The organism is Parabacteroides sp. AF18-52 (genome assembly GCF_003479145.1).
Classification (GTDB): Bacteria; Bacteroidota; Bacteroidia; order Bacteroidales; family Tannerellaceae; genus Parabacteroides; species Parabacteroides faecis.
Genome location: NZ_QUGR01000001.1, coordinates 367,953 through 387,242 on the forward strand (window position 1 = coordinate 367,953; position 19,290 = coordinate 387,242).

General features: G+C 43.7%; 15 protein-coding genes. 12 read left to right on the forward strand and 3 right to left on the reverse strand.

Features of this window, described 5'->3' with window-relative positions; translation table 11 throughout:
* Positions 1-3: 3 nt before the first annotated feature.
* The gene (locus DWX23_RS01480; protein WP_122373138.1) at positions 4-1,647 is read right to left on the reverse strand and encodes a beta-N-acetylhexosaminidase; all 1,644 of its coding nucleotides are present in this window, start codon (positions 1,645-1,647) and stop codon (positions 4-6) included.
* 559 nt (positions 1,648-2,206) lie between these two features.
* On the opposite strand from DWX23_RS01480, the gene DWX23_RS01485 reads away from it, so the two are divergent.
* Positions 2,207-3,532, forward strand: coding sequence for a PhoH family protein (locus DWX23_RS01485; protein ID WP_122373474.1), 1,326 nt, complete (start codon positions 2,207-2,209; stop codon positions 3,530-3,532).
* A gap of 65 nt (positions 3,533-3,597) precedes the next feature.
* Here DWX23_RS01485 and DWX23_RS01490 read toward each other — a convergent pair whose 3' ends face one another.
* Together DWX23_RS01490 and DWX23_RS01495 are read right to left on the reverse strand one after the other, a co-directional pair.
* On the reverse strand, positions 3,598-4,665 hold the full coding sequence (locus DWX23_RS01490) for a family 20 glycosylhydrolase (protein ID WP_370450051.1): 1,068 nt from the start codon (positions 4,663-4,665) through the stop codon (positions 3,598-3,600).
* A gap of 105 nt (positions 4,666-4,770) precedes the next feature.
* Positions 4,771-5,274 (reverse strand): GNAT family N-acetyltransferase, encoded by a 504-nt coding sequence (locus DWX23_RS01495; RefSeq protein WP_122354517.1) that lies wholly within the window; start codon positions 5,272-5,274, stop codon positions 4,771-4,773.
* 158 nt (positions 5,275-5,432) lie between these two features.
* Between DWX23_RS01495 and DWX23_RS01500 the strand changes: the two genes are divergently transcribed.
* The 11 genes from DWX23_RS01500 to DWX23_RS01550 all read left to right on the forward strand — a co-directional run bounded on the left by DWX23_RS01500 (position 5,433) and on the right by DWX23_RS01550 (position 19,279).
* Positions 5,433-6,023, forward strand: a complete 591-nt coding sequence (locus DWX23_RS01500) for a hypothetical protein (protein WP_122354516.1) — start codon at positions 5,433-5,435, stop codon at positions 6,021-6,023.
* Between the two features lies 1 nt (position 6,024).
* Positions 6,025-6,894 carry a DUF2764 domain-containing protein gene (locus DWX23_RS01505; RefSeq protein WP_122373140.1) on the forward strand — a complete coding sequence of 290 codons (870 nt, stop codon included), beginning with the start codon at positions 6,025-6,027 and terminating at the stop codon, positions 6,892-6,894.
* A gap of 2 nt (positions 6,895-6,896) precedes the next feature.
* On the forward strand, positions 6,897-8,654 hold the full coding sequence (locus tag DWX23_RS01510) for a V-type ATP synthase subunit A (RefSeq protein WP_122373141.1): 1,758 nt from the start codon (positions 6,897-6,899) through the stop codon (positions 8,652-8,654).
* An 8-nt stretch (positions 8,655-8,662) separates the two neighbouring features.
* On the forward strand, positions 8,663-9,982 hold the full coding sequence (locus DWX23_RS01515) for a V-type ATP synthase subunit B (RefSeq protein WP_075557596.1): 1,320 nt from the start codon (positions 8,663-8,665) through the stop codon (positions 9,980-9,982).
* Positions 9,983-10,076: 94 nt separating this feature from the next.
* Positions 10,077-10,700, forward strand: a complete 624-nt coding sequence (locus DWX23_RS01520) for a V-type ATP synthase subunit D (RefSeq protein WP_075557595.1) — start codon at positions 10,077-10,079, stop codon at positions 10,698-10,700.
* The gene (locus DWX23_RS01525) at positions 10,697-12,517 is read left to right on the forward strand and encodes a V-type ATP synthase subunit I (RefSeq protein WP_122373142.1); all 1,821 of its coding nucleotides are present in this window, start codon (positions 10,697-10,699) and stop codon (positions 12,515-12,517) included. Before DWX23_RS01520 ends, DWX23_RS01525 begins: the two co-directional genes overlap by 4 nt.
* Before the next feature lie 54 nt (positions 12,518-12,571).
* Positions 12,572-13,024, forward strand: a complete 453-nt coding sequence (locus DWX23_RS01530) for a hypothetical protein (protein WP_007656321.1) — start codon at positions 12,572-12,574, stop codon at positions 13,022-13,024.
* Between the two features lie 139 nt (positions 13,025-13,163).
* The gene (locus DWX23_RS01535) at positions 13,164-15,611 is read left to right on the forward strand and encodes a DPP IV N-terminal domain-containing protein (RefSeq protein ID WP_122373143.1); all 2,448 of its coding nucleotides are present in this window, start codon (positions 13,164-13,166) and stop codon (positions 15,609-15,611) included.
* Positions 15,612-16,006: 395 nt separating this feature from the next.
* Positions 16,007-16,372: a BlaI/MecI/CopY family transcriptional regulator gene (locus DWX23_RS01540; RefSeq protein ID WP_122354511.1), complete on the forward strand. Its 366-nt coding sequence runs from the start codon at positions 16,007-16,009 to the stop codon at positions 16,370-16,372.
* Between the two features lie 4 nt (positions 16,373-16,376).
* A complete protein-coding gene (locus DWX23_RS01545; RefSeq protein ID WP_122373144.1) occupies positions 16,377-18,020 on the forward strand; it encodes a M56 family metallopeptidase in 1,644 nt (547 codons plus the stop codon).
* Positions 18,017-19,279: a DUF4934 domain-containing protein gene (locus DWX23_RS01550; RefSeq protein ID WP_122373145.1), complete on the forward strand. Its 1,263-nt coding sequence runs from the start codon at positions 18,017-18,019 to the stop codon at positions 19,277-19,279. Before DWX23_RS01545 ends, DWX23_RS01550 begins: the two co-directional genes overlap by 4 nt.
* Positions 19,280-19,290: the final 11 nt, after the last annotated feature.

The window sequence follows — 19,290 nt, forward strand, 5'->3', positions numbered from 1 at the left end:
ATGTTATCTTCTGGGAACGATTTCAAACGGCACTCTCACGAATACGCCCTGTTTCATCAGATTCATCAGGTTCGGATACATCCGTTCTTTGAACGAATCCCAGCTGCGATGCTCCATCTGTGTCCATCCGGCTTCTGCTAATGCCAGACCACGCGGGTAAGTCATGTAAGTTATCCGATTGATATCTTTCATTGCTTCTCCCCATAACGTACCGGATATACCGAGGATATGTGCTTGCTGTGCTGCGGGAAGCCCGTAACCCGGATCAAATTGATAGCAGGTTTCCAAAGTGGTAACAGGCATTCCCCAGTTATTGAACTCCGGAAGATCGCCTTTCAGTTGCGGGTAATCCAGATAAGCATATTCTCCGGGAGCCATGATCAACGAATTCCCGTGTTTAGCTGTCAGCTCGATACATTTGGGTGTCAATCCGGCACGCCAGGTGACCAGTGTAACATCTTTCGGATAGTCGAACAGATACTCGTTAGCCGGCATGCGAATATTGTCCAGTTCGCACCACAGCATAGGCTCCTTGCCATATTTGCGTACGGAAGCCAGTATCTTATCGAAGAAATAGTTCATAAGCTGAGATTCTTGGGTATATCCCAATTGTTTCATTAACGATTGGCAATGATCGCATTTGGTCCAGTTCTTTTCAATAACAGCCTCGTCACCGCCCAAATGAATTTTGGATGACGGGAATATAGCTGCTATTTCCTTGATAATATCATCGTAAACGGAATATACTTTCTCATTATTGGCACAGAGCATCAGATCGACTGTCTTACCCATTTCTTTCTGAATGGTATCCGTGTGTGTACAGCCCAGTTCCGGATAAGTCGCCAGTACGGCTACCGTATGGCCGGGAATATCCAATTCCGGTATGATCTCTATATTCCGGTCGGCAGCGTAACGGACCAGTTCTTTTAATTGTTCCTGCGTATAAAAACCATTATCCGGCCCGTTCGGACCTGTTTTCGGATTACGGAAAGCACCGATCTCTGTCAGTCCCGGGTGTGCCTTTATTTCGACACGCCAGCCCTGATCGTCTGTCAGGTGTAATTGCAGGATGTTGTATTTGTATTTTGCCATCTGGTCGATGTAAAATTTAACATCTTCAAGAGGCAGGAAATGGCGTGCCGGATCGAGCATTAAGGCACGGTAACCATAGCGAGGTTCATCGTCGATACGGATAGGAGCGATCTGCTTATTCGCCGTATTGCATACATCGCCCAGTAATATCTGGTCCAGCGTCTTCAACCCGTAGAAAAGAGCTTTCTGTGTACTTCCTTTGATGGAAAGTTTGCTTTCCGAAATCTCGATCATGTAATGTTCTTCCCCTTTTATAGCAGGCTCTGTCCAAAGTTCGATCACGGAGTTTCCGCTTGCCTGAAAGCCTCCCATAATAGCGCTTTGGCCGACTCTGTCTCTCAATATACGTTGCAGTTCGAACAAACAGAATGCCTGCTTGGGCAAATTTGTTTTCACTACTGTTTGCGGAGTGACTGTAAAGTTCTTCTTACCTGTAACCTGCTCGATGTGGTTCGGCAAGGGTAATAAGGCCGAAGTGTTGCTCTGCCCGAACGACAAAGTTGCTGTTAATAGAAACAGAGAAATGAGTTTGAGTTTTTTAGTACTTAAGATCATAGATGTTAGATTTATTGTTTTGTTAATTTTCTTCGAGGCAAAGATACATATCTGGTTGAATAAAAAAAACACTTAGAAACAGATAAGGACAGATAGGAACAGATAATGGCAGATAAAAGCAGTTTGTGGATCTAAATTCGGAGTTTTTTTTGTTTACATTTTTTAGTATTTGTCGTGTTATACGCATTATATTCGCGTTATATGTTGATATATGGCTGTTAACAGTATGTTTGTATTGGGGCTCTATTTGCTGTTAACACTTTCCTCTTTAATATAATAAGAAGTATTTATATATAAAGATTATATAATATAGGGATTTTCTGTTTTTTGAAAACTGACGGAACTAATCCTGATTCTTCCGTTTTCACGACATAGGTGTTTTGTTCGCAAACCATATATGTTTTGATGATAAAACACCTATGTTTCGATAAGTAGGGTTTTGTGCTATTAGCCCGAATACGGAATAAATTAGTCATTCAACTTTATTTTACCTTTTAAACTAAATAAGTATCAAAAATGTTTTTAACTTAGAAGCGATAATCATTAAATCGAAATGATCATGGGAGCAAAGAAGAATTTTGTATTGGATACGAACGTTATCTTGCATGACTACAAGTGTATCGAAAATTTTCAGGAGAATGATATCTATCTTCCTATCGTCGTGTTGGAAGAGTTGGATAAGTTTAAAAAGGGGAGCGACCAGATTAATTATAATGCCCGTGAATTTGTGCGCGAGTTGGATCTGCTGACCAGCAATGATCTCTTTCTGAAAGGTGCCTCGTTAGGTCCTGGTCTAGGAACATTACATGTGGTAACCGGTGATAAATACCAGGAGAAGATTGCACTGTCTTTCCCGGAGAAGACGCCTGACCACCGTATCCTTTCCTGCACACTTTCCGTTGCAGAAAAGACTCCGAAAATACAGACTATCCTCGTTACGAAAGATGTCAATCTGCGTATGAAAGCCCGTGCGTTGGGTATTCAGGTAGAAGATTATATCACTGATAAAGTGATCAATGTCGATATCTTCGAACGGGCACAGGACACCTATGAAAATATAGAGCCTGATTTGATTGACAAGATCTATTCAACACCCGACGGACTCGATGCGGATATGTTTGAATTCAAGTCGAAACTGGAGCCGAACGAATGCTTTATATTGAAGAGTGTACGTGCTTCTGTTTTAGCTCGTTATAATCCGTTTACCGGAAAGATAAAGAAGGTAGAAAAGATATCTAATTATGGCATACAACCCCGTAATGCGGAACAGAGTTTTGCCTTTGAAATATTGAATGATCCCGATGTAAAACTGGTCGGCCTGACCGGAAAAGCGGGAACAGGAAAAACATTATTGGCACTGGCCGCTGCGCTTAAACAGGCTGGGGTATACAAACAGATATTACTGGCCCGTCCGATCGTTGCATTGGCAAATAAGGATATCGGATTCCTGCCGGGTGATGAGAAGCAGAAAGTGGCTCCGTATATGCAGCCATTGTTCGATAACCTGAATGTTATAAAGAACCAGTTTGCACCCGGAAGCCAGGATGTCCGCAAGATTGATGACCTGCAGAAGAATAATCAGTTGGTTATTGAGGCTTTGGCTTTTATCCGCGGCCGTAGTTTGTCAGAAACATTCTGTATCATCGATGAAGCACAGAACCTGACACCGCACGAGATCAAGACGATCATCACCCGTGCCGGAGAAGGAACGAAAATGGTCTTTACCGGTGATATCCAGCAGATCGACTCGCCGTATCTGGATGCCCAGAGTAATGGCTTGGCTTATATGGTGGATAAGATGAAAGGGCAGGACCTGTTCGCTCATGTAAACCTGGTGAAAGGGGAGAGAAGTCAGTTGTCTGAATTAGCTTCGAACTTATTGTAAAATACCAACTAATTATATGTAAAAGGGACTTTGAATTCAAAGTCCCTTTCTTTTTGAGCAAATTTTTATTTACTCATTGTTTTATAAGTCTCGATTAACTTTTTAATCGTTGCTGCTTCCGATATTTCCGTTGAAGAGTCTGCCGGTTTATAATAGTTTTCCAAAAAGCCGTCGGCTCCCGACCATACCGTTTCGATAATACCCTGAAAGCGGTCGCGCATCTGTTTACCCGAATTTTGACGGAAGCGGACCATATCGTCCACCTGCTTCAATGCTACTTCCGGTTTACGCCAGGGACAGGTAGCGACATCGAATCCTTTCATGGCAAAATACACGGCAGTTTGTTCCGGCCGTTCATAATGCCAGTCGCAGATGAATACCTCTTTCGGTATCAGGTCGATAGCACGGTATGTATTGTTCATACTGGCTTCCCAGGCCCCTATACCCGTCGTTTTTCCATCTATCAGGCGGTCACCCCAGATCATCAGGCGCTTTCCCTGTTGAGCCAGGTGATTCTGTATTTTGGTCACTTCTCCAGCATATAATTCGGCTTTGTCCCGGCCATTGCAACGGGGACATTTATCGTCACCTATGTAAAAAACTTCATCCATACCGGCATGAAACAAATTTGTTTCAAAAGCATCGGTCAGTTCGTCTACCAAAGCAAATACTATTTTATGAACATCCGGATGAAGAGGACAATAACTCTTACAATATAATCCGTCCGGGTTAGGCCATCCGGTATAGTTTTTTGTGTCCACATGTGGTGTCTCGTCAAATTCGGGATATACACGAAGCAGGGCATAGGTCGTTTCCGCCCATGACTGATGACCGAGCAGATTGATCTGCGGGGCTATCCGTATGTTATGTTTCCGGCAGGTGGCGGCAATCCGTTTTACATCCTGAAGCGTAAGCGGGTTAGGATCGCTTAATTCCGGATGAGATTTATAGGCATAGTTCCAATCCACCCGTAAGATAAGCAGGTTGAAATGCCCCGGAGCCAGTTCTTCCTCTATAAATTTCAGGAAGAGATCCATTTTTTGAACAGAAGGGGCAGCAATAGCCAGTCCACGGGTGGGGATAATGCTGTCCAGCGGACTTGCGTTTGCCTTGAGCATACCGGTAGCCGCCATACAAACCAAAAGACATAAAATACGGATAAAGTGTTTCATGGTATTTAAGTATTAAATTGTTGGTTACGAATATAATCAAATAAATTGGATTACCGGTCTCTTATCTTAGTTTGCCACCTCCATCCGCATAATGTAGTCATTCATGTAGTAGCCGTTGCCGATATGAAAATCACGTGTCGCATGTTCATGGAACCCCATATGCTTATAAAAACCGAGAGCCGGGTTTTCGCGGTTTACATTCAGTTCGACGGTGAATGATCCCGGATGAATACTTTTCAGGTAAGCGACGCCTTGTTCGATGATAAAACGTCCGATACCCGAACCATGCAAAGAAGGGAGCGAATAGATTTTCTGGAATTCGTACAGGTCTTTTTCAACCGTTTCGATGGAGAGATATCCGGATGGTTCACCGTCTTTGCTGATGATGAAGAACTCGTGATGAAGTTCATTCATCTGATTGAGAATACTTTCCGGGGCATACATCATCTCGAACATATAGTCGAGTTGCTCGCGGGAGAGGATAGAACCATAGGTCGGCTCCCATATTTGGGATGCCAAGTTTCTGATTAACAGACAGTCTTCTGTCGTTGCTTTTCTGATTGAGAACATATTATGCTAGTTTTAGACGAACAAAATTAAAAATTAAATTATAGCGTTTTATTTTTTAGCTTGATTTTGCATTTATTTCAATGTTTATTCACAGAAAAGAATAACTTTGTAGGCGTTTAATATTAGGGAAAAATACAATTTAATAAATATATATAGAAATGGATACAAAGATTCAGGAACTGACCGACAAGATCTACAAAGAAGGAGTAGAGAAGGGGAACGAAGAAGCTGGACGGATCATTGCCGATGCGAATGCTCAGAAACAAGCGATTGTTAGCGAGGCGGAAGCGGAAGCAAAACGTATTGTAGCAGCAGCGCAAAAACAGGCTGCCGAACTGAAAAAGAATACAGAAGCCGAACTGAAGTTATTCGCTACCCAGGCTGTAGAAGCGCTGAAGAGCGAAGTGGTAAACCTTATAACCGGAAAGATTACTTCCTCGAATGTGAAAGCGATCGTTTCTGACACTGCATTTATGCAGAAGGTGATCCTTGAAATGGCTAAGGAATGGGCTAAGAAAGAAGCGATCACTATCCAGACAGCCGATGCGGATGCATTAACCAAATATTTTGAAGCAAATGCCAAATCGTTGCTCGACGGTGGCGTGAAAATAGAAAAAGTAAGCGGAAAGAAAGCCGATTTTACCATTATTCCTGCCGACGGATCCTATAAAGTAAGTTTCGGGGAAGACGAGTTTGTTGCATTCTTTAAAGAATTCCTGCGTCCCGGGCTGGTAGAAATGTTGTTCTGATATGAGTAAATACTACTGTCTGATTGCCGGACTCCCTAATATATCATTGGATGATAGTAAGCTGACCTATTCCGTTTCTGAATTCAGAAAGGAGTTGGACGGTATTCTTACATCCCGTGATAAGAAGCTGGTAGACTTGTTTTTCCTCAAATTCGATAATAAGAACCTGCTTAGTTTCTCACAGCGTCCGGACAGTGACCCGGATGAAAAGGGAAGTATAACATACGACGAGTACAAAAGTCTGTTCGATGCTTTGAAGGATGGCGAGAAGCCGCCTAAGAACAAACAGATTCCTCCTTATTTCATAGAGTTCTTCAAACAGTATCTGGATAGCCAGAAGAAAGAGGAAAAGCTAACGATCTCCTGGGAAGACCGTCTGGCAGCCCTTTATTACGACTATGCGATGAAATGCAGCAACGGTTTCATCCGTAACTGGTTTGAACTGAACCTCAATATCAATAACATGCTGACCGCCATAACCTGCCGCAAGTATGGATTTGATAAAGCAGAATATATAGTGGGAAACAACGAGGTAGCCGAGGCTATCCGTACTTCCAATGCCCGTGATTTCGGATTGGGAGATGCGGTAGACTATCTGCCCGATCTGCAACGCATTGCTGAAGAGCCTGACCTGATGGCCCGCGAAAAGAAAGTGGATTTGCTGAAATGGAAATGGCTGGACGATAATACGTTCTTCAAGACTTTCGATATCGAAAGTGTGTTCGCCTACTTGCTGAAACTGGAAATGATCGAACGCTGGGTTACTCTGGATAGGGTGACAGGCGAGAAGACTTTCCGCGAAATAGTAGGAGCGATGAAGAAGGGAAGTGATAATGCGTTGGAAGAATTTAAAAGAAACAATAATAAATAATTATGGCTACGAAAGGAATTGTTAGAGGAATCGTATCCAACCTGGTAACCGTCGAGGTGGATGGGCCGGTTTCTCAAAATGAAATCTGTTACATTTCCGTAGGAGGCGTAAAGCTGATGGCGGAAGTTATTAAAGTAATAGGGAAAGATGCCTTTGTACAGGTATTTGAAAGTACACGTGGGATGCGTGTAGGTGACGAAGCCAAGTTTGAAGGGCACATGCTTGAAGTGACATTGGGGCCGGGTATGCTGTCGCGTAACTACGACGGTTTGCAGAATGACCTGGATAAAATGGACGGCGTGTTCCTGAAACGTGGTGAATATACATTTGCACTCGATAACGATAAATTGTGGGATTACAAGCCGCTGGCGAAGGTAGGCGATACAGTGACTGCCGGTGACTGGTTGGGCGAAGTGGATGAAAACTTCCAGCCTCACAAGATCATGGTCCCTTTCACGTTTAAAGGCACTTATACTGTAAAGAGCCTGGTGGAAGCCGGACAATATACCATCAACCAGACGATCGCTGTATTGACAGACGAAGATGGTAAGGATATCGATATTAATATGATACAGCGCTGGCCGGTAAAGAGAGCCATCACTTGTTATAAAGAAAAACCGCGTCCATACAAATTGCTGGAAACAGGTGTTCGTACAATCGATACGGTAAACCCGATCGTCGAAGGCGGTACAGGATTTATCCCCGGCCCGTTCGGTACAGGTAAGACAGTGCTTCAACACGCTATCTCCAAACAGGCGGAAGCCGATATCGTGATCATCGCTGCCTGCGGTGAACGTGCGAATGAGGTAGTGGAAATCTTTACCGAGTTCCCCGAACTGATCGACCCGCATACAGGACGTAAATTGATGGAACGTACCATCATTATCGCCAATACTTCAAACATGCCTGTGGCAGCCCGTGAAGCATCCGTATATACGGCGATGACTCTGGCTGAATATTACCGTAGCATGGGACTGAAGGTATTGTTGATGGCGGACTCTACTTCCCGTTGGGCACAGGCTTTGCGTGAGATGTCTAACCGTCTGGAAGAACTTCCGGGACCCGATGCATTCCCGATGGACTTGTCTGCGATCGTGGCTAACTTCTATGCCCGTGCAGGTTTCGTTCATTTGAATAATGGGGCGACAGGTTCAGTAACCTTTATCGGGACAGTATCACCCGCCGGTGGTAACCTGAAAGAACCGGTAACGGAAAATACGAAGAAGGTAGCCCGTTGTTTCTACGCTTTGGAGCAGGAACGTGCCGACCGTAAACGTTATCCGGCCGTAAACCCGATCGACAGTTATTCAAAATATCTGGAATATCCCGAATTTCAGGAATATATCGCTAAACACATCTCTCCGGAATGGCTCGATAAGGTGAACGAGATCAAGACCCGTATGTTGCGTGGTAAGGAAATTGCCGAACAGATCAACATCCTGGGTGACGACGGTGTACCTGTAGAATACCATGTTACTTTCTGGAAATCGGAATTGATCGACTTCGTGATCCTGCAACAGGATGCGTTCGATACGGTCGATGCCGTGACACCGCTGGCCCGTCAGGAATTTATGCTGGACAAGGTGGTGAAGATCTGTCATGCGGAATTCCGTTTCGACACCTTCCTCGAAGTAATGGAATATTTCAAACAGATGATCAACATCTTCAAGCAGATGAACTATTCCGAATACGAAAGCGATCAGTTTAAGAAGTTCAACGATCAACTCGACGCCCTGCTCGCAGAGCGTATGGAAAAATAACAGAACGTATGGCAACAAAAGCATTTCAAAAAATATATACGAAGATTACCCAGATCACGAAAGCTACCTGTTCGCTGAAGGCAACGGGAGTTGGGTATGACGAGCTGGCTTCCGTAGACGGCAAGCTGGCACAGGTGGTAAAGATCATCGGCGACGAGGTTACGCTGCAGGTGTTCTCCGGTACGGAAGGTATCCGTACGAATGCCGAGGTGGTATTCATGGGCAAAGCGCCTACACTGAAAGTAGGCGACCAGTTGGCCGGACGTTTCTTCAATGCGTATGGCGACCCGATCGATGGTGGTCCGATCCCGGAAGGAACGGAAGTGGAAATCGGTGGCCCGTCTGTAAACCCGGTTCGCCGTAAACAGCCGTCAGAACTGATCGCTACGGGTATTGCCGGTATCGACCTGAACAATACGCTGGTAACCGGACAAAAGATCCCGTTCTTCGCCGATCCTGACCAGCCGTTCAACCAGGTGATGGCGATGGTAGCCCTGCGTGCCCAATCGGATAAGATCATCCTAGGCGGTATGGGTATGACCAACGACGACTACCTGTTCTTTAAAAATACATTTAGCAACGCCGGTGCACTCGATCGTATCGTGAGCTTCATCAATACAACCGAAGACCCGTCCGTAGAACGTATCCTTATTCCGGATATGGCGCTGTCGGCTGCTGAATACTTCGCCGTACAAAAGAATGAAAAGGTACTGGTGTTGTTGACCGACATGACCAACTACGCGGATGCTCTGGCGATCGTATCGAACCGTATGGACCAGATCCCGTCGAAAGACTCTATGCCGGGTTCACTTTATTCCGACTTGGCAAAGATCTACGAAAAGGCGGTACAGTTCCCGGCAGGTGGTTCCATTACCATTATTGCGGTAACGACTTTGTCCGGTGGCGATATCACACACGCCGTGCCTGATAATACAGGTTATATCACCGAAGGCCAGTTGTATCTGCGCCGTGATAGCGATGTCGGTAAAGTAATCGTCGACCCGTTCCGAAGCTTGTCACGTTTGAAACAGCTGGTAACAGGAAAGAAGACACGCGAAGATCACCCGCAGGTGATGAATGCTGCCGTTCGTCTGTATGCCGATGCTGCCAATGCAAAGACCAAGATGGAGAATGGTTTCGACCTGACGGACTACGACAACCGTACACTGTCTTTTGCAAAGGATTATTCGGAAAAGCTGTTGGCTATCGACGTAAACCTCGACACAACCGAAATGCTCGACGTGGCATGGGGCTTGTTCGGCGAATATTTCAAACCGGCGGAAGTGAATATCAAGCAGGAGTTGGTAGACAAATACTGGAAAAAGTAAGAACGGTCCGCAAACCGTTCCATTCGGATGAAAAAAGAATTTCTCTCGGAAGAAACCGGAATTCCATCCGAAAGGAATTAAAAAACGATATAATATGGCAATAAAGTTTCAATATAATAAAACCTCTCTTCAGCAATTGGAAAAGCAGCTGAAGATGCGCGAGCGTTCCCTGCCTACGATTAAAAGCAAGGAAAGTGCGTTGCGTATCGAAGTGAAGCGGACCAAGGATGAAGTGACAAAATTGGAACTTCAGCTGGAAAAAGAGATTCAGAGCTACGAGAACATGGTGGCTTTGTGGAACGAGTTCTCTCCCGAACTGATTGCAGTGAAGGATGTGACACTCTCTACGAAGAAGATTGCCGGTGTGATCGTTCCTGTATTGGACGAGATTCAGTTTGAGATCGGACATTACAGTCTCTTTAATTCCCCTGCCTGGTTTACCGATGGTGTCGAGCTGCTGAAGAAGCTGGCGCGTACCGGGATAGAAGCCGAGTTTTCGGGAATGAAGCTGGAGTTATTGGAGCATGCCAGGAAGAAGACCACTCAGAAGGTAAACCTCTTTGAGAAGGTACAGATCCCCGGCTATAAAGATGCGATCCGTAAGGTGAAACGATTTATGGAAGACGAAGAAAGTCTTTCCAAGTCGTCACAGAAGATCATGCGGGCTAACCAGGAAAAGCGTAAAGCAAAAGAACAAAAAGAGGAGGCTGGCGTATGATAGTAAAAATGAGTAAATATGCCTTTATGGTATATCACAGGGAATATGATTCGTTCCTGGCACAATTGCGCGAACTGGGTGTCGTGCATGTGAAAGAGGGCAAGTCTATTCTCGATAATGCAGAACTTCAGGATATACTGGCTATACGTAAGCGTGTCAACTTGTTAATGCGCTTTTTCAAGAACCTGAATTCAGGAACGAAAGACCTTCAGTTGGCTCCGGCCCGTGAACTGGATAAGAAAGCAGGACTGAAGTTGCTCCAGAAGATCGAAGAATTGCAGGATAAGAAAGTGCAGCTTCAATCTGTCAAGGCATCCCTTGAAAAGGATATTGCTTATATGGAGATCTGGGGTGATTTCAGTTGGGCTAATTTCAATCGTCTGAAGAAGGCTGGATATGATATTACGTTCTGGACTTGCCCGACGGCTAAATATGAACCGAAATGGGGTGATGAGTACAATGCCGTATTGATCAACAATTTCCAGTCGGTTACTTATTTCCTTACTATAACGAAAGTCGGTACGACGATCGACATAGATGCGGAACGTCCGAAGATGCCGGACAGAGGATTGCAGAAACTGAATGCACGTCTCGACCTGTTAAAGCAGGAAATGAAGGTATTGGATGCTGAAATGAAAAAGCTGGCAGCATCTGATTATAATACGCTCGATTTGTTTGACAAGAATTTGCAGAATGAGTTCAATCTGTCGAATGTGCTTGTGCAAACCGATCGTCAGGCAGGCGATAAGTTGATGTTGCTGGAAGGCTGGGTACCTACGGAAAAGGCTCCTGCTATGGAGGAAACGCTTGAAAAGGATGGTTACTTCTATCAGCCATTGGAAATAGAAGAGGGAGATAAAGTACCTATTCTGTTAAAGAATGGGAAGTTTGCCAAACTATACGAGCCGATCACAAAAATGTTCTCTTTGCCTAATTATGCAGAGTTTGACCCGACACCGTTCTTTGCTCCGTTCTTCATGTTATTCTTCGGACTTTGTTTCGGAGATGGTGGGTACGGACTGTTAATGATTATTGCCTGTACGATCCTGAAACGGAAAGTTAATCCGGACTACAAGCCTTATTTGAGTTTGTTCCAGTATCTTGGACTGGCGACATTGATCGTCGGAACTCTTACCGGTTCGTTTTTCGGTATCGCTTTGGTCGACATACCTGCTTTTGCTTCAGTGAAAGAGTATTTTGTTTCGAGCGACAATCTGATGACGTTCTCGATCATAATCGGATTGGTACAGATCCTGTTCGGAAAGACGATCGCAGCACTGAAGATCATGTCACAGAAGGGCAAGAAATATGGTATTGCACCATTGGCATGGGTATTCATTATCCTGGCATTATGTCTTGTTTTCGGTTTGCCGATGCTGGACGTACAGTTACCGGAAGTAGTGAAAAATATCTTCCTGGTGATAGCCGGACTGGGATTGCTGGTAGCCTTCCTTTACAATACGCCGGGTAAGAATATCTTCCTGAACTTCGGTACAGGTCTGTGGAATACCTATAACATGGCTTCCGGACTGCTGGGTGATACATTGTCTTATATCCGTCTGTTCGCTATCGGCCTGACCGGTGCGATCCTGGGTGGCGTATTCAATTCGCTGGCTGTGGATATGACGGAAGGTATGAACATCGTATTGCGTGTGATCTGTATGTTGCTGATCCTTTTGGTCGGCCATGCGATCAACATCGGTCTGTGTACCATCAGTTCACTGGTTCACCCGCTCCGTCTGATCTTCGTAGAGTATTACAAGAATGCAGAGTTCGAAGGTGGCGGTAAGGCTTACCAACCTTTCAAAAAAGCATAAACAAAACGTGATTTAAATAATAACAAAAAAATAATTAAACAAACAAATTTCATTATGGAACCAATTTTATTAGCTTATCTTGGTATTGCGTTGATGACAGGTTTAACCTTTATCGGCAGTAGTTATGGTGTAACAATCTGCGGTAACGCAGTAGTAGGAGCAATGAAGAAGAACCCGGATGCACTGGGTACTTACATCGCATTGAGTGCGTTGCCTTCTTCACAAGGTTTGTACGGATTCGTAGGTTATTTCATGATGCAGAAATTCCTGGTTGAAAGCATTACGATGCTGAATGCAACAGCTATATTCGGTGCCGGTCTGGTATTAGGATTCGCTGGTTTATTCTCTTCTATCCGTCAGGCAGAAGTTTGTGCAAACGGTATTGCCGGTGTTGGTGCTGGTCATAACGTATTCGGCGCAACGATGGTAATGGCCGTATTCCCTGAGTTGTATGCAATCTTGGCTTTGCTGGTTGTTATCCTGATCGGCGGAACTCTTCCGGTGTAATATTTAGTATTTAACATAGTAGTATCCCCTGTTTTATCGGTTGATAAGACAGGGGATTTTTAGTTTATATGGCGAAAGAAAAAATATTTACTTACATTTGTATGAATTGCAAGCAAACAATATAACACAATTGTAAAATATGAAAAAACATTTACATCTACTCTTATTAGCGTCAGGACTTTTTCTTGTTCAGGGCGTGAGTGCACAAACAAATTCAGCAGACGATCCGCTGCCGGGTTATACGCAGGCGGAACGGTTTGCCGGTGATAAATTGCCGACGATGTTGTTTTCTACTTCGGTAGATCCACATTGGTTTAAGGCGGGGAACTGTTTCTGGTATGAATACAAGACTGGAGACGGAACTGTCTGGTATGTGGTTAATCCTTCCGCTAAATCGAAACGTCCTCTATTCGATCAGGATAAGCTGGCAGCAGAACTTACGGAGATCGTAAAAGATCCGTTTATCGCTCAACAGTTACCTATCCGGAAATTGGAGGCAGGAGAGGACGGGCGTACTTTTACGTTCCAGGTAACCTCTTCACAGGATGCGAAGAAAGATAGTACGGATAAAGATAACAAGACTAAGAAAGAGATATTCTATTTCTCTTATGATTATCCGACACGTAAACTGACACATCTGGCCGATAAAAAGAAAGATACGGAATATCCCGACTGGGCTTCTATTTCGCCGGACGGTAAAACCGTTGTTTATGCAAAAGACCTGAATCTGTACCGCATGTCGCGTGAAGATTACGAGAAACTGAAAAAGGATGACAAAGACAGTACCGTTACGGAAATACAGTTGACAACCACCGGAGTAAAAGACTTTGGTTTCGGACAGCCTTACAGCATTTTAAATACGGATACATTATGTAACGGCAAAAGAAAAAATCCGGGTTACTTATTGTGGTCACCCGATTCACGTCACTTTGCCGTATCTATCTCAGATAGCCGCGAGGTGAAAGACCTGTGGGTAATCAATGCCATGGCAACCCCGCGTCCGACATTGGAAACATACAAGTACCAGATGCCGGGTGAAAAAGAAGCACCGATCAGCCATCTGTATCTGTTCGATATGACCAATGACTCTTATAAAGAGATCAATACCTGGGCATTCAAAGACCAGACCATCCGCATGGCTTACCAACCCCGCTTGCAGAAACAACGTGATATGAAGGAGCTGCCGAGTATTTGGTTGGGTGACAATAACCGTTTCTTCGTTACCCGTTCCAGCCGTGACCTGCACCGCATCGACATCTGTACATATACCATCGGTGAAGATTCGATCCGTCCGATCATCGAAGAGCGTATGAATACCTATATCGAAGTCCGTCCGCTGGCATCCGTAAACAATGGCAAGGAACTGATCCATTGGAGCGAACGCGACGGCTGGGCACATCTGTATCTCTACGATGATAAAGGCAACCTGAAAAACCGTATCACATCAGGCCCCTGGCATGTCGACCAGATCGTAAAAGTAGACGAAGCCAAGCGTGTCGTTTATTTCCTTGCCAATGGAAGGGAAAAGGACGAGAATCCCTATTATGAACATCTTTACCGGGCGAACCTGGATGGAAGCGGCTTGCAGATGGTTTCAGTCGGTGATTATTTCCATGATGTCCGTATAGATGATAATGCACAATTCATTGTCCATAATTATTCCCGCATCAATACGGTTCCTAAGACAGACTTGTTGGATAATACAGGCCGGAAGATTATGGACCTGGAAGAAAGCGATTTCTCACAACTGTTTGCTGCCGGTTACCAGTTCCCGGAACCGTTCAAGGTGAAAGCTGCCGACGGTGTGACAGACCTTTATGGTGTTATGTACAAACCGTTCAACTTCGACTCGACTAAAGTATATCCTGTTATCGATTACGTTTATCCCGGTCCTCAAGTGGAAGCAACCCGTTATCCGTTTACCCGTATGAGCGTTCGTACAGACCGTTTGGCTCAGGCAGGATTTATTGTTGTTTCTGTCGGTAACCGTGGCGGTCATCCGAGTCGTTCGAAATGGTATCATAACTTCGGATACGGTAATTTACGTGATTATGGACTGGCGGATCAGAAAGCGGCCATCATCCAGTTGGCTGATAAAAATAAGTTTATCGATATCCATCGTGTAGGTATCCACGGACATTCGGGTGGAGGATTTATGTCGACTGCAGCAATCCTGCAATATCCGGATTTCTTCAAGGTGGCAGTTTCCTGTGCCGGTAACCATGATAACAAGATCTATAACCGTTGGTGGAGTGAAACACATCATGGTGTGAAAGAAGTAGTATCGGAAAAAGGCGATACGACATTTACATACAATATCAAGAGTAATCAAGAATTGGCAAAACAGTTGAAAGGCCATTTACTGTTGGTTCACGGTGATATAGACAACAATGTCCATCCGGGTAATACGATGCGCGTTGTAGATGGTTTGATCCGTGCCAATAAGCGCTTCGACATGCTGCTTTTACCACAGCAACGCCACGGTTTCGGTGATATGGACGAATACTTCTACTGGCGAATGGTCGATTACTTCTCAGAACATTTATTAGGAAAATCGGATAAGTCGGTGGATATACCGAAACGATAAGTTTTTCAGAAACGTTCGAAAGATCTTTTGACGGTAAGACTAAAGAGGCTTCTGCATTTGAATGCGGAAGCCTCTTCTTACATAAATAGACATTGTTATTTGATTTCTTCGCAGATAAAATAACAAATGAGTTAAGGACTATTGGTGAAAAAATCAAATCTAAGTCAATTTTTGAGCGTACTTGAGCGAAAAATAAATTTTCGGATCTATTCGTTTTCAAATATAATGATTATTTGAAATGATAGCTCCAGGACAATAAAAATAGAACATAGATAAAAAAGAATAGTCCAAAAAAAGATGATAAAAGAGAAAAACGATCTCTTTTAGTTTATTAACTAATGAATTTAGTTTTAAAACTAAAACTTTTAGTTTCTTTGCCGTAAACAATAGGAATTATGAAGCGATTGACTGCAAAAGAAGAAGAGATCATGGGCTATTTTTGGGAGAAAGGCCCTTTGTTCGTGAAGCAACTGCTAGAATATTATGAGGAACCTAAGCCTCATTTCAATACCTTGTCGACTATTGTCCGGGGATTGGAGGAGAAAGGGTTTCTTTCACATAATACATTCGGTAACACTTATCAGTATTATAGTGCAGTCAGCGAGGCAGAGTACAGTAAAGGCACATTGAAAAATGTCATTGCCAAATATTTCAATAACTCTTATCTGGGAGTTGTTTCTTCGCTGATAAAGGAGGAGGATATTTCCGTGGATGAACTCCGGCAATTGCTGAACGAAGTGGAACAAGCAAATAAGGATTAATATTATGGGAGATTTCTTTGTTTATATCCTTAAATCGTCTGTATGCCTGGCAGTATTTTACCTGTTTTACAGATTGTTGTTAAGCCGTGAAACATTTCATCGTTTTAACCGGATCGCATTGTTGAGTGTCGTTATTCTCTCCGTAGCCATTCCTTTTATCCGTATAATGACGGATGAGCCTGTTGCCATACAACGCCCGTTACAAAACTTGGAGTACCTTTTACAAATGGCGCAGATGCAGACGGAGACAGAAGTGCAGACACCTCAGTCTTTCTGGCTTCCGTTCTTGTTTGTCGTTTATCTGGCCGGCTGTATTTTCTTTTTTCTTCGTTTCTTTTATTCTACATTCCGTATATGGCGGATGGTCGGGAAAGGAGAGAAGCAGGTTCTTTCCAAAGGATGCAAACTGGTAGTTACGAACGACCCGATCTGTCCATTCAGTTGGATGGGATACATTGTCATTTCCCGGAAAGATATGGAAGAAAGCGGCGAAGAGATATTGACACACGAACTGGCTCATATAGGTGCTCATCATTCTTTGGATATGTTGATTTGTAGTTTTTGTGTGATACTTCAATGGTTCAATCCTGCCGTCTGGCTGCTGAAACAGGAGTTACAGAATATTCATGAATACGAAGCCGATGAGAGTGTGATCAATCATGGCATCGACGCGAAACATTATCAATTATTATTAATAAAAAAAGCTGTTGGTTCACAGCGCTTCACTTCTATGGCCAACAGCTTTAATCACAGTAAACTAAAAAAACGAATTACTATGATGTTAAAACGAAAATCAAACCCCTGGGCGCGGTTGAAGTATCTGTATGTACTTCCGCTGACTGCTGTAGCAGTAGTCGCTTTTGCCCGTCCTGAAATCTCTCGCGAACTGGAGAAAATTTCAAGTGCCAAAATTAGCGAAATTGTTTCGGTTAAGGAAGTTATTGAGCCTAAAAAAGCTGAACCTATGGCCGAGGCCGTACCGGTTCCTGTGGACAAACCGGTTGTTCCTGTTCCGCAGAAAACAAAAACTATAAAGACTGAAACGGTTCCGGAGGAGAAAAAAGAGAATGTGAATCCTTTGGAAGCCATGCAAAAGCAACTGGATGATTTTGGAAAAGGATCTGAAGAGCGCATGAGAAAGATCAAGAAGAAAGTGGAATGGTCCCGAAATCTGATCCTGATCGACAATGAAGTGGCAACCTATGACCAGTTGGATGCAATATCTCCGGAAAATATCCATAGCTTCTCGATGTTTCCCAAAGAAAAGTCTGAAGAACTGTTAGCCAAATATAACGCGACGGATAAACTTGGCGTTATTTCTCTTATAACTAAAAAGGGAGTTGATTCCGGAAAAGTAAAAGCGGATGAAATAAAAGTTGTCGGGTACGGTCCGATAGAAGATCATTTGCCGGGCGAGGTGAAACTCCGTATTAGAAATGAAAAAAACGGCGTGGAAAAACCTCTTATATTTATCGATGGGGTAGAACAGATAAGAGAAGGTGCATTGGAAAAGATAAATCCTAACACGATTGAATCGATCTCTGTACTGAAAGACGAATCAGCCAAAAGTCTATATGGAGAAAAGGGCAAGGATGGAGTGATTTTGATCACAACAAAAAATGCGTCAGCAAAAAAAGCAGTAAAATGAAGAAGATTTATTTGTGTCAATTAACCGTTGCCTCCTGTCTTTTTCTTGCTGCATGCAATGGAGATAAAACTGCAGACGGTAAACTATCCGTAATCCCGTTGGGAACAGCCATTGAAAAACCGGTAGAGCTGAAGGCATCCGATTATTTCAAACAGGTTCGTTATGTTCCGCTGGAAACGACCGACAGCAGCCTGATAGGGAAAGGCCCCTATGTACAGATTATCAAAGACAGGATATTGGTTTCTACTAACCAGAGTCAATGCCTGATGTTTGATAAGGGAACTGGAAAATTCATCAAACAGGTTGGGCATATCGGGAATGATCCGGAAGGGTATAATAGTGTTTTCTGTTGGGGTGATAACGAAACAGGAATGATTTATTTCAACGGATGGAATAAAGATTTGGTTTGTTATGACCAGGACGGTGTATTCCAGAGAAAGATTAAGATTCCATTTGAGACGATGGGAGCTTCATCGACCTCTTTTGGCTATCAGAATGATGGAACATTTGTTTTGTATAAATCGGGTATTTTGGGTGATGGGAAAAACAACCTTCTTTTCTTTAAGGATAATATGCCGGTAGATTCATGTTCTACAATGGCTACTGACGAACAGCCGTTCGATCCTTCCAATATAGGGTCGATAGCAATTTTTAAAAGCGAGACAGGTATCGAACTTTTTGGTCCGACGGCCTATGAAGGGACGATTGTTATTGATTATAAAGAGCCGGAAACCGGTTGTATTATTCTTAATGCTAATACTCGTTTGTGGCGTCAGGACAAGGAACTGTATTTTAAGGAGGCGTACAATGATACAATCTATCAGATAAAAGACAGGACTTTAATGCCGTCAGGCGTACTTGATTTGGGGAAATATCACTGGTCTTTTTCCGAGCGCTTTATGAAGAATAAAGACAATGCAGCTCTGATTACGCAGATACTTGATAGTGAAGACCGGATGATTGTCCGCTTTATCAGGGAGTTATTTCATAAACCGACGTTGTATAATGCTGTGATTACAAAATCGACAGGCGATGTTAAAGTCGGTTTGTATGCGGATGGTATGAAAGATGATTTAACGAATTATTTGCCTTTACAGCCTATGTCGGTGTCCCAGGCAGGGGAATATGTCGGTTTACTCTCCGCTGCAGATGCTGCTGAATGGTTTGAGGATAACGAAAATAAAGAGATTCCGCAACAGGTAAAAGAACTGAAGCGGATAGGCGAAGAAGATAATCCGGTAGTTGTAATAATGAAATAAAGAAAAGAGCC

What these genes read in the sequence shown, in the direction of transcription:
- DWX23_RS01510 (WP_122373141.1), top strand. Translation starts at nt 6,897, where the DNA reads ATGGCTACGAAAGGAATTGTTAGAGGAATCGTATCCAACCTGGTAACC.
- DWX23_RS01525 (WP_122373142.1), top strand. Translation starts at nt 10,697, where the DNA reads ATGATAGTAAAAATGAGTAAATATGCCTTTATGGTATATCACAGGGAA.
- DWX23_RS01530 (WP_007656321.1), top strand. Translation starts at nt 12,572, where the DNA reads ATGGAACCAATTTTATTAGCTTATCTTGGTATTGCGTTGATGACAGGT.
- DWX23_RS01545 (WP_122373144.1), top strand. Translation starts at nt 16,377, where the DNA reads ATGGGAGATTTCTTTGTTTATATCCTTAAATCGTCTGTATGCCTGGCA.
- DWX23_RS01490 (WP_370450051.1), bottom strand. Translation starts at nt 4,665, where the DNA reads ATGGCGGCTACCGGTATGCTCAAGGCAAACGCAAGTCCGCTGGACAGC.
- DWX23_RS01505 (WP_122373140.1), top strand. Translation starts at nt 6,025, where the DNA reads ATGAGTAAATACTACTGTCTGATTGCCGGACTCCCTAATATATCATTG.
- DWX23_RS01480 (WP_122373138.1), bottom strand. Translation starts at nt 1,647, where the DNA reads ATGATCTTAAGTACTAAAAAACTCAAACTCATTTCTCTGTTTCTATTA.
- DWX23_RS01500 (WP_122354516.1), top strand. Translation starts at nt 5,433, where the DNA reads ATGGATACAAAGATTCAGGAACTGACCGACAAGATCTACAAAGAAGGA.
- DWX23_RS01550 (WP_122373145.1), top strand. Translation starts at nt 18,017, where the DNA reads ATGAAGAAGATTTATTTGTGTCAATTAACCGTTGCCTCCTGTCTTTTT.
- DWX23_RS01540 (WP_122354511.1), top strand. Translation starts at nt 16,007, where the DNA reads ATGAAGCGATTGACTGCAAAAGAAGAAGAGATCATGGGCTATTTTTGG.
- DWX23_RS01535 (WP_122373143.1), top strand. Translation starts at nt 13,164, where the DNA reads ATGAAAAAACATTTACATCTACTCTTATTAGCGTCAGGACTTTTTCTT.
- DWX23_RS01515 (WP_075557596.1), top strand. Translation starts at nt 8,663, where the DNA reads ATGGCAACAAAAGCATTTCAAAAAATATATACGAAGATTACCCAGATC.
- DWX23_RS01485 (WP_122373474.1), top strand. Translation starts at nt 2,207, where the DNA reads ATGGGAGCAAAGAAGAATTTTGTATTGGATACGAACGTTATCTTGCAT.
- DWX23_RS01520 (WP_075557595.1), top strand. Translation starts at nt 10,077, where the DNA reads ATGGCAATAAAGTTTCAATATAATAAAACCTCTCTTCAGCAATTGGAA.
- DWX23_RS01495 (WP_122354517.1), bottom strand. Translation starts at nt 5,274, where the DNA reads ATGTTCTCAATCAGAAAAGCAACGACAGAAGACTGTCTGTTAATCAGA.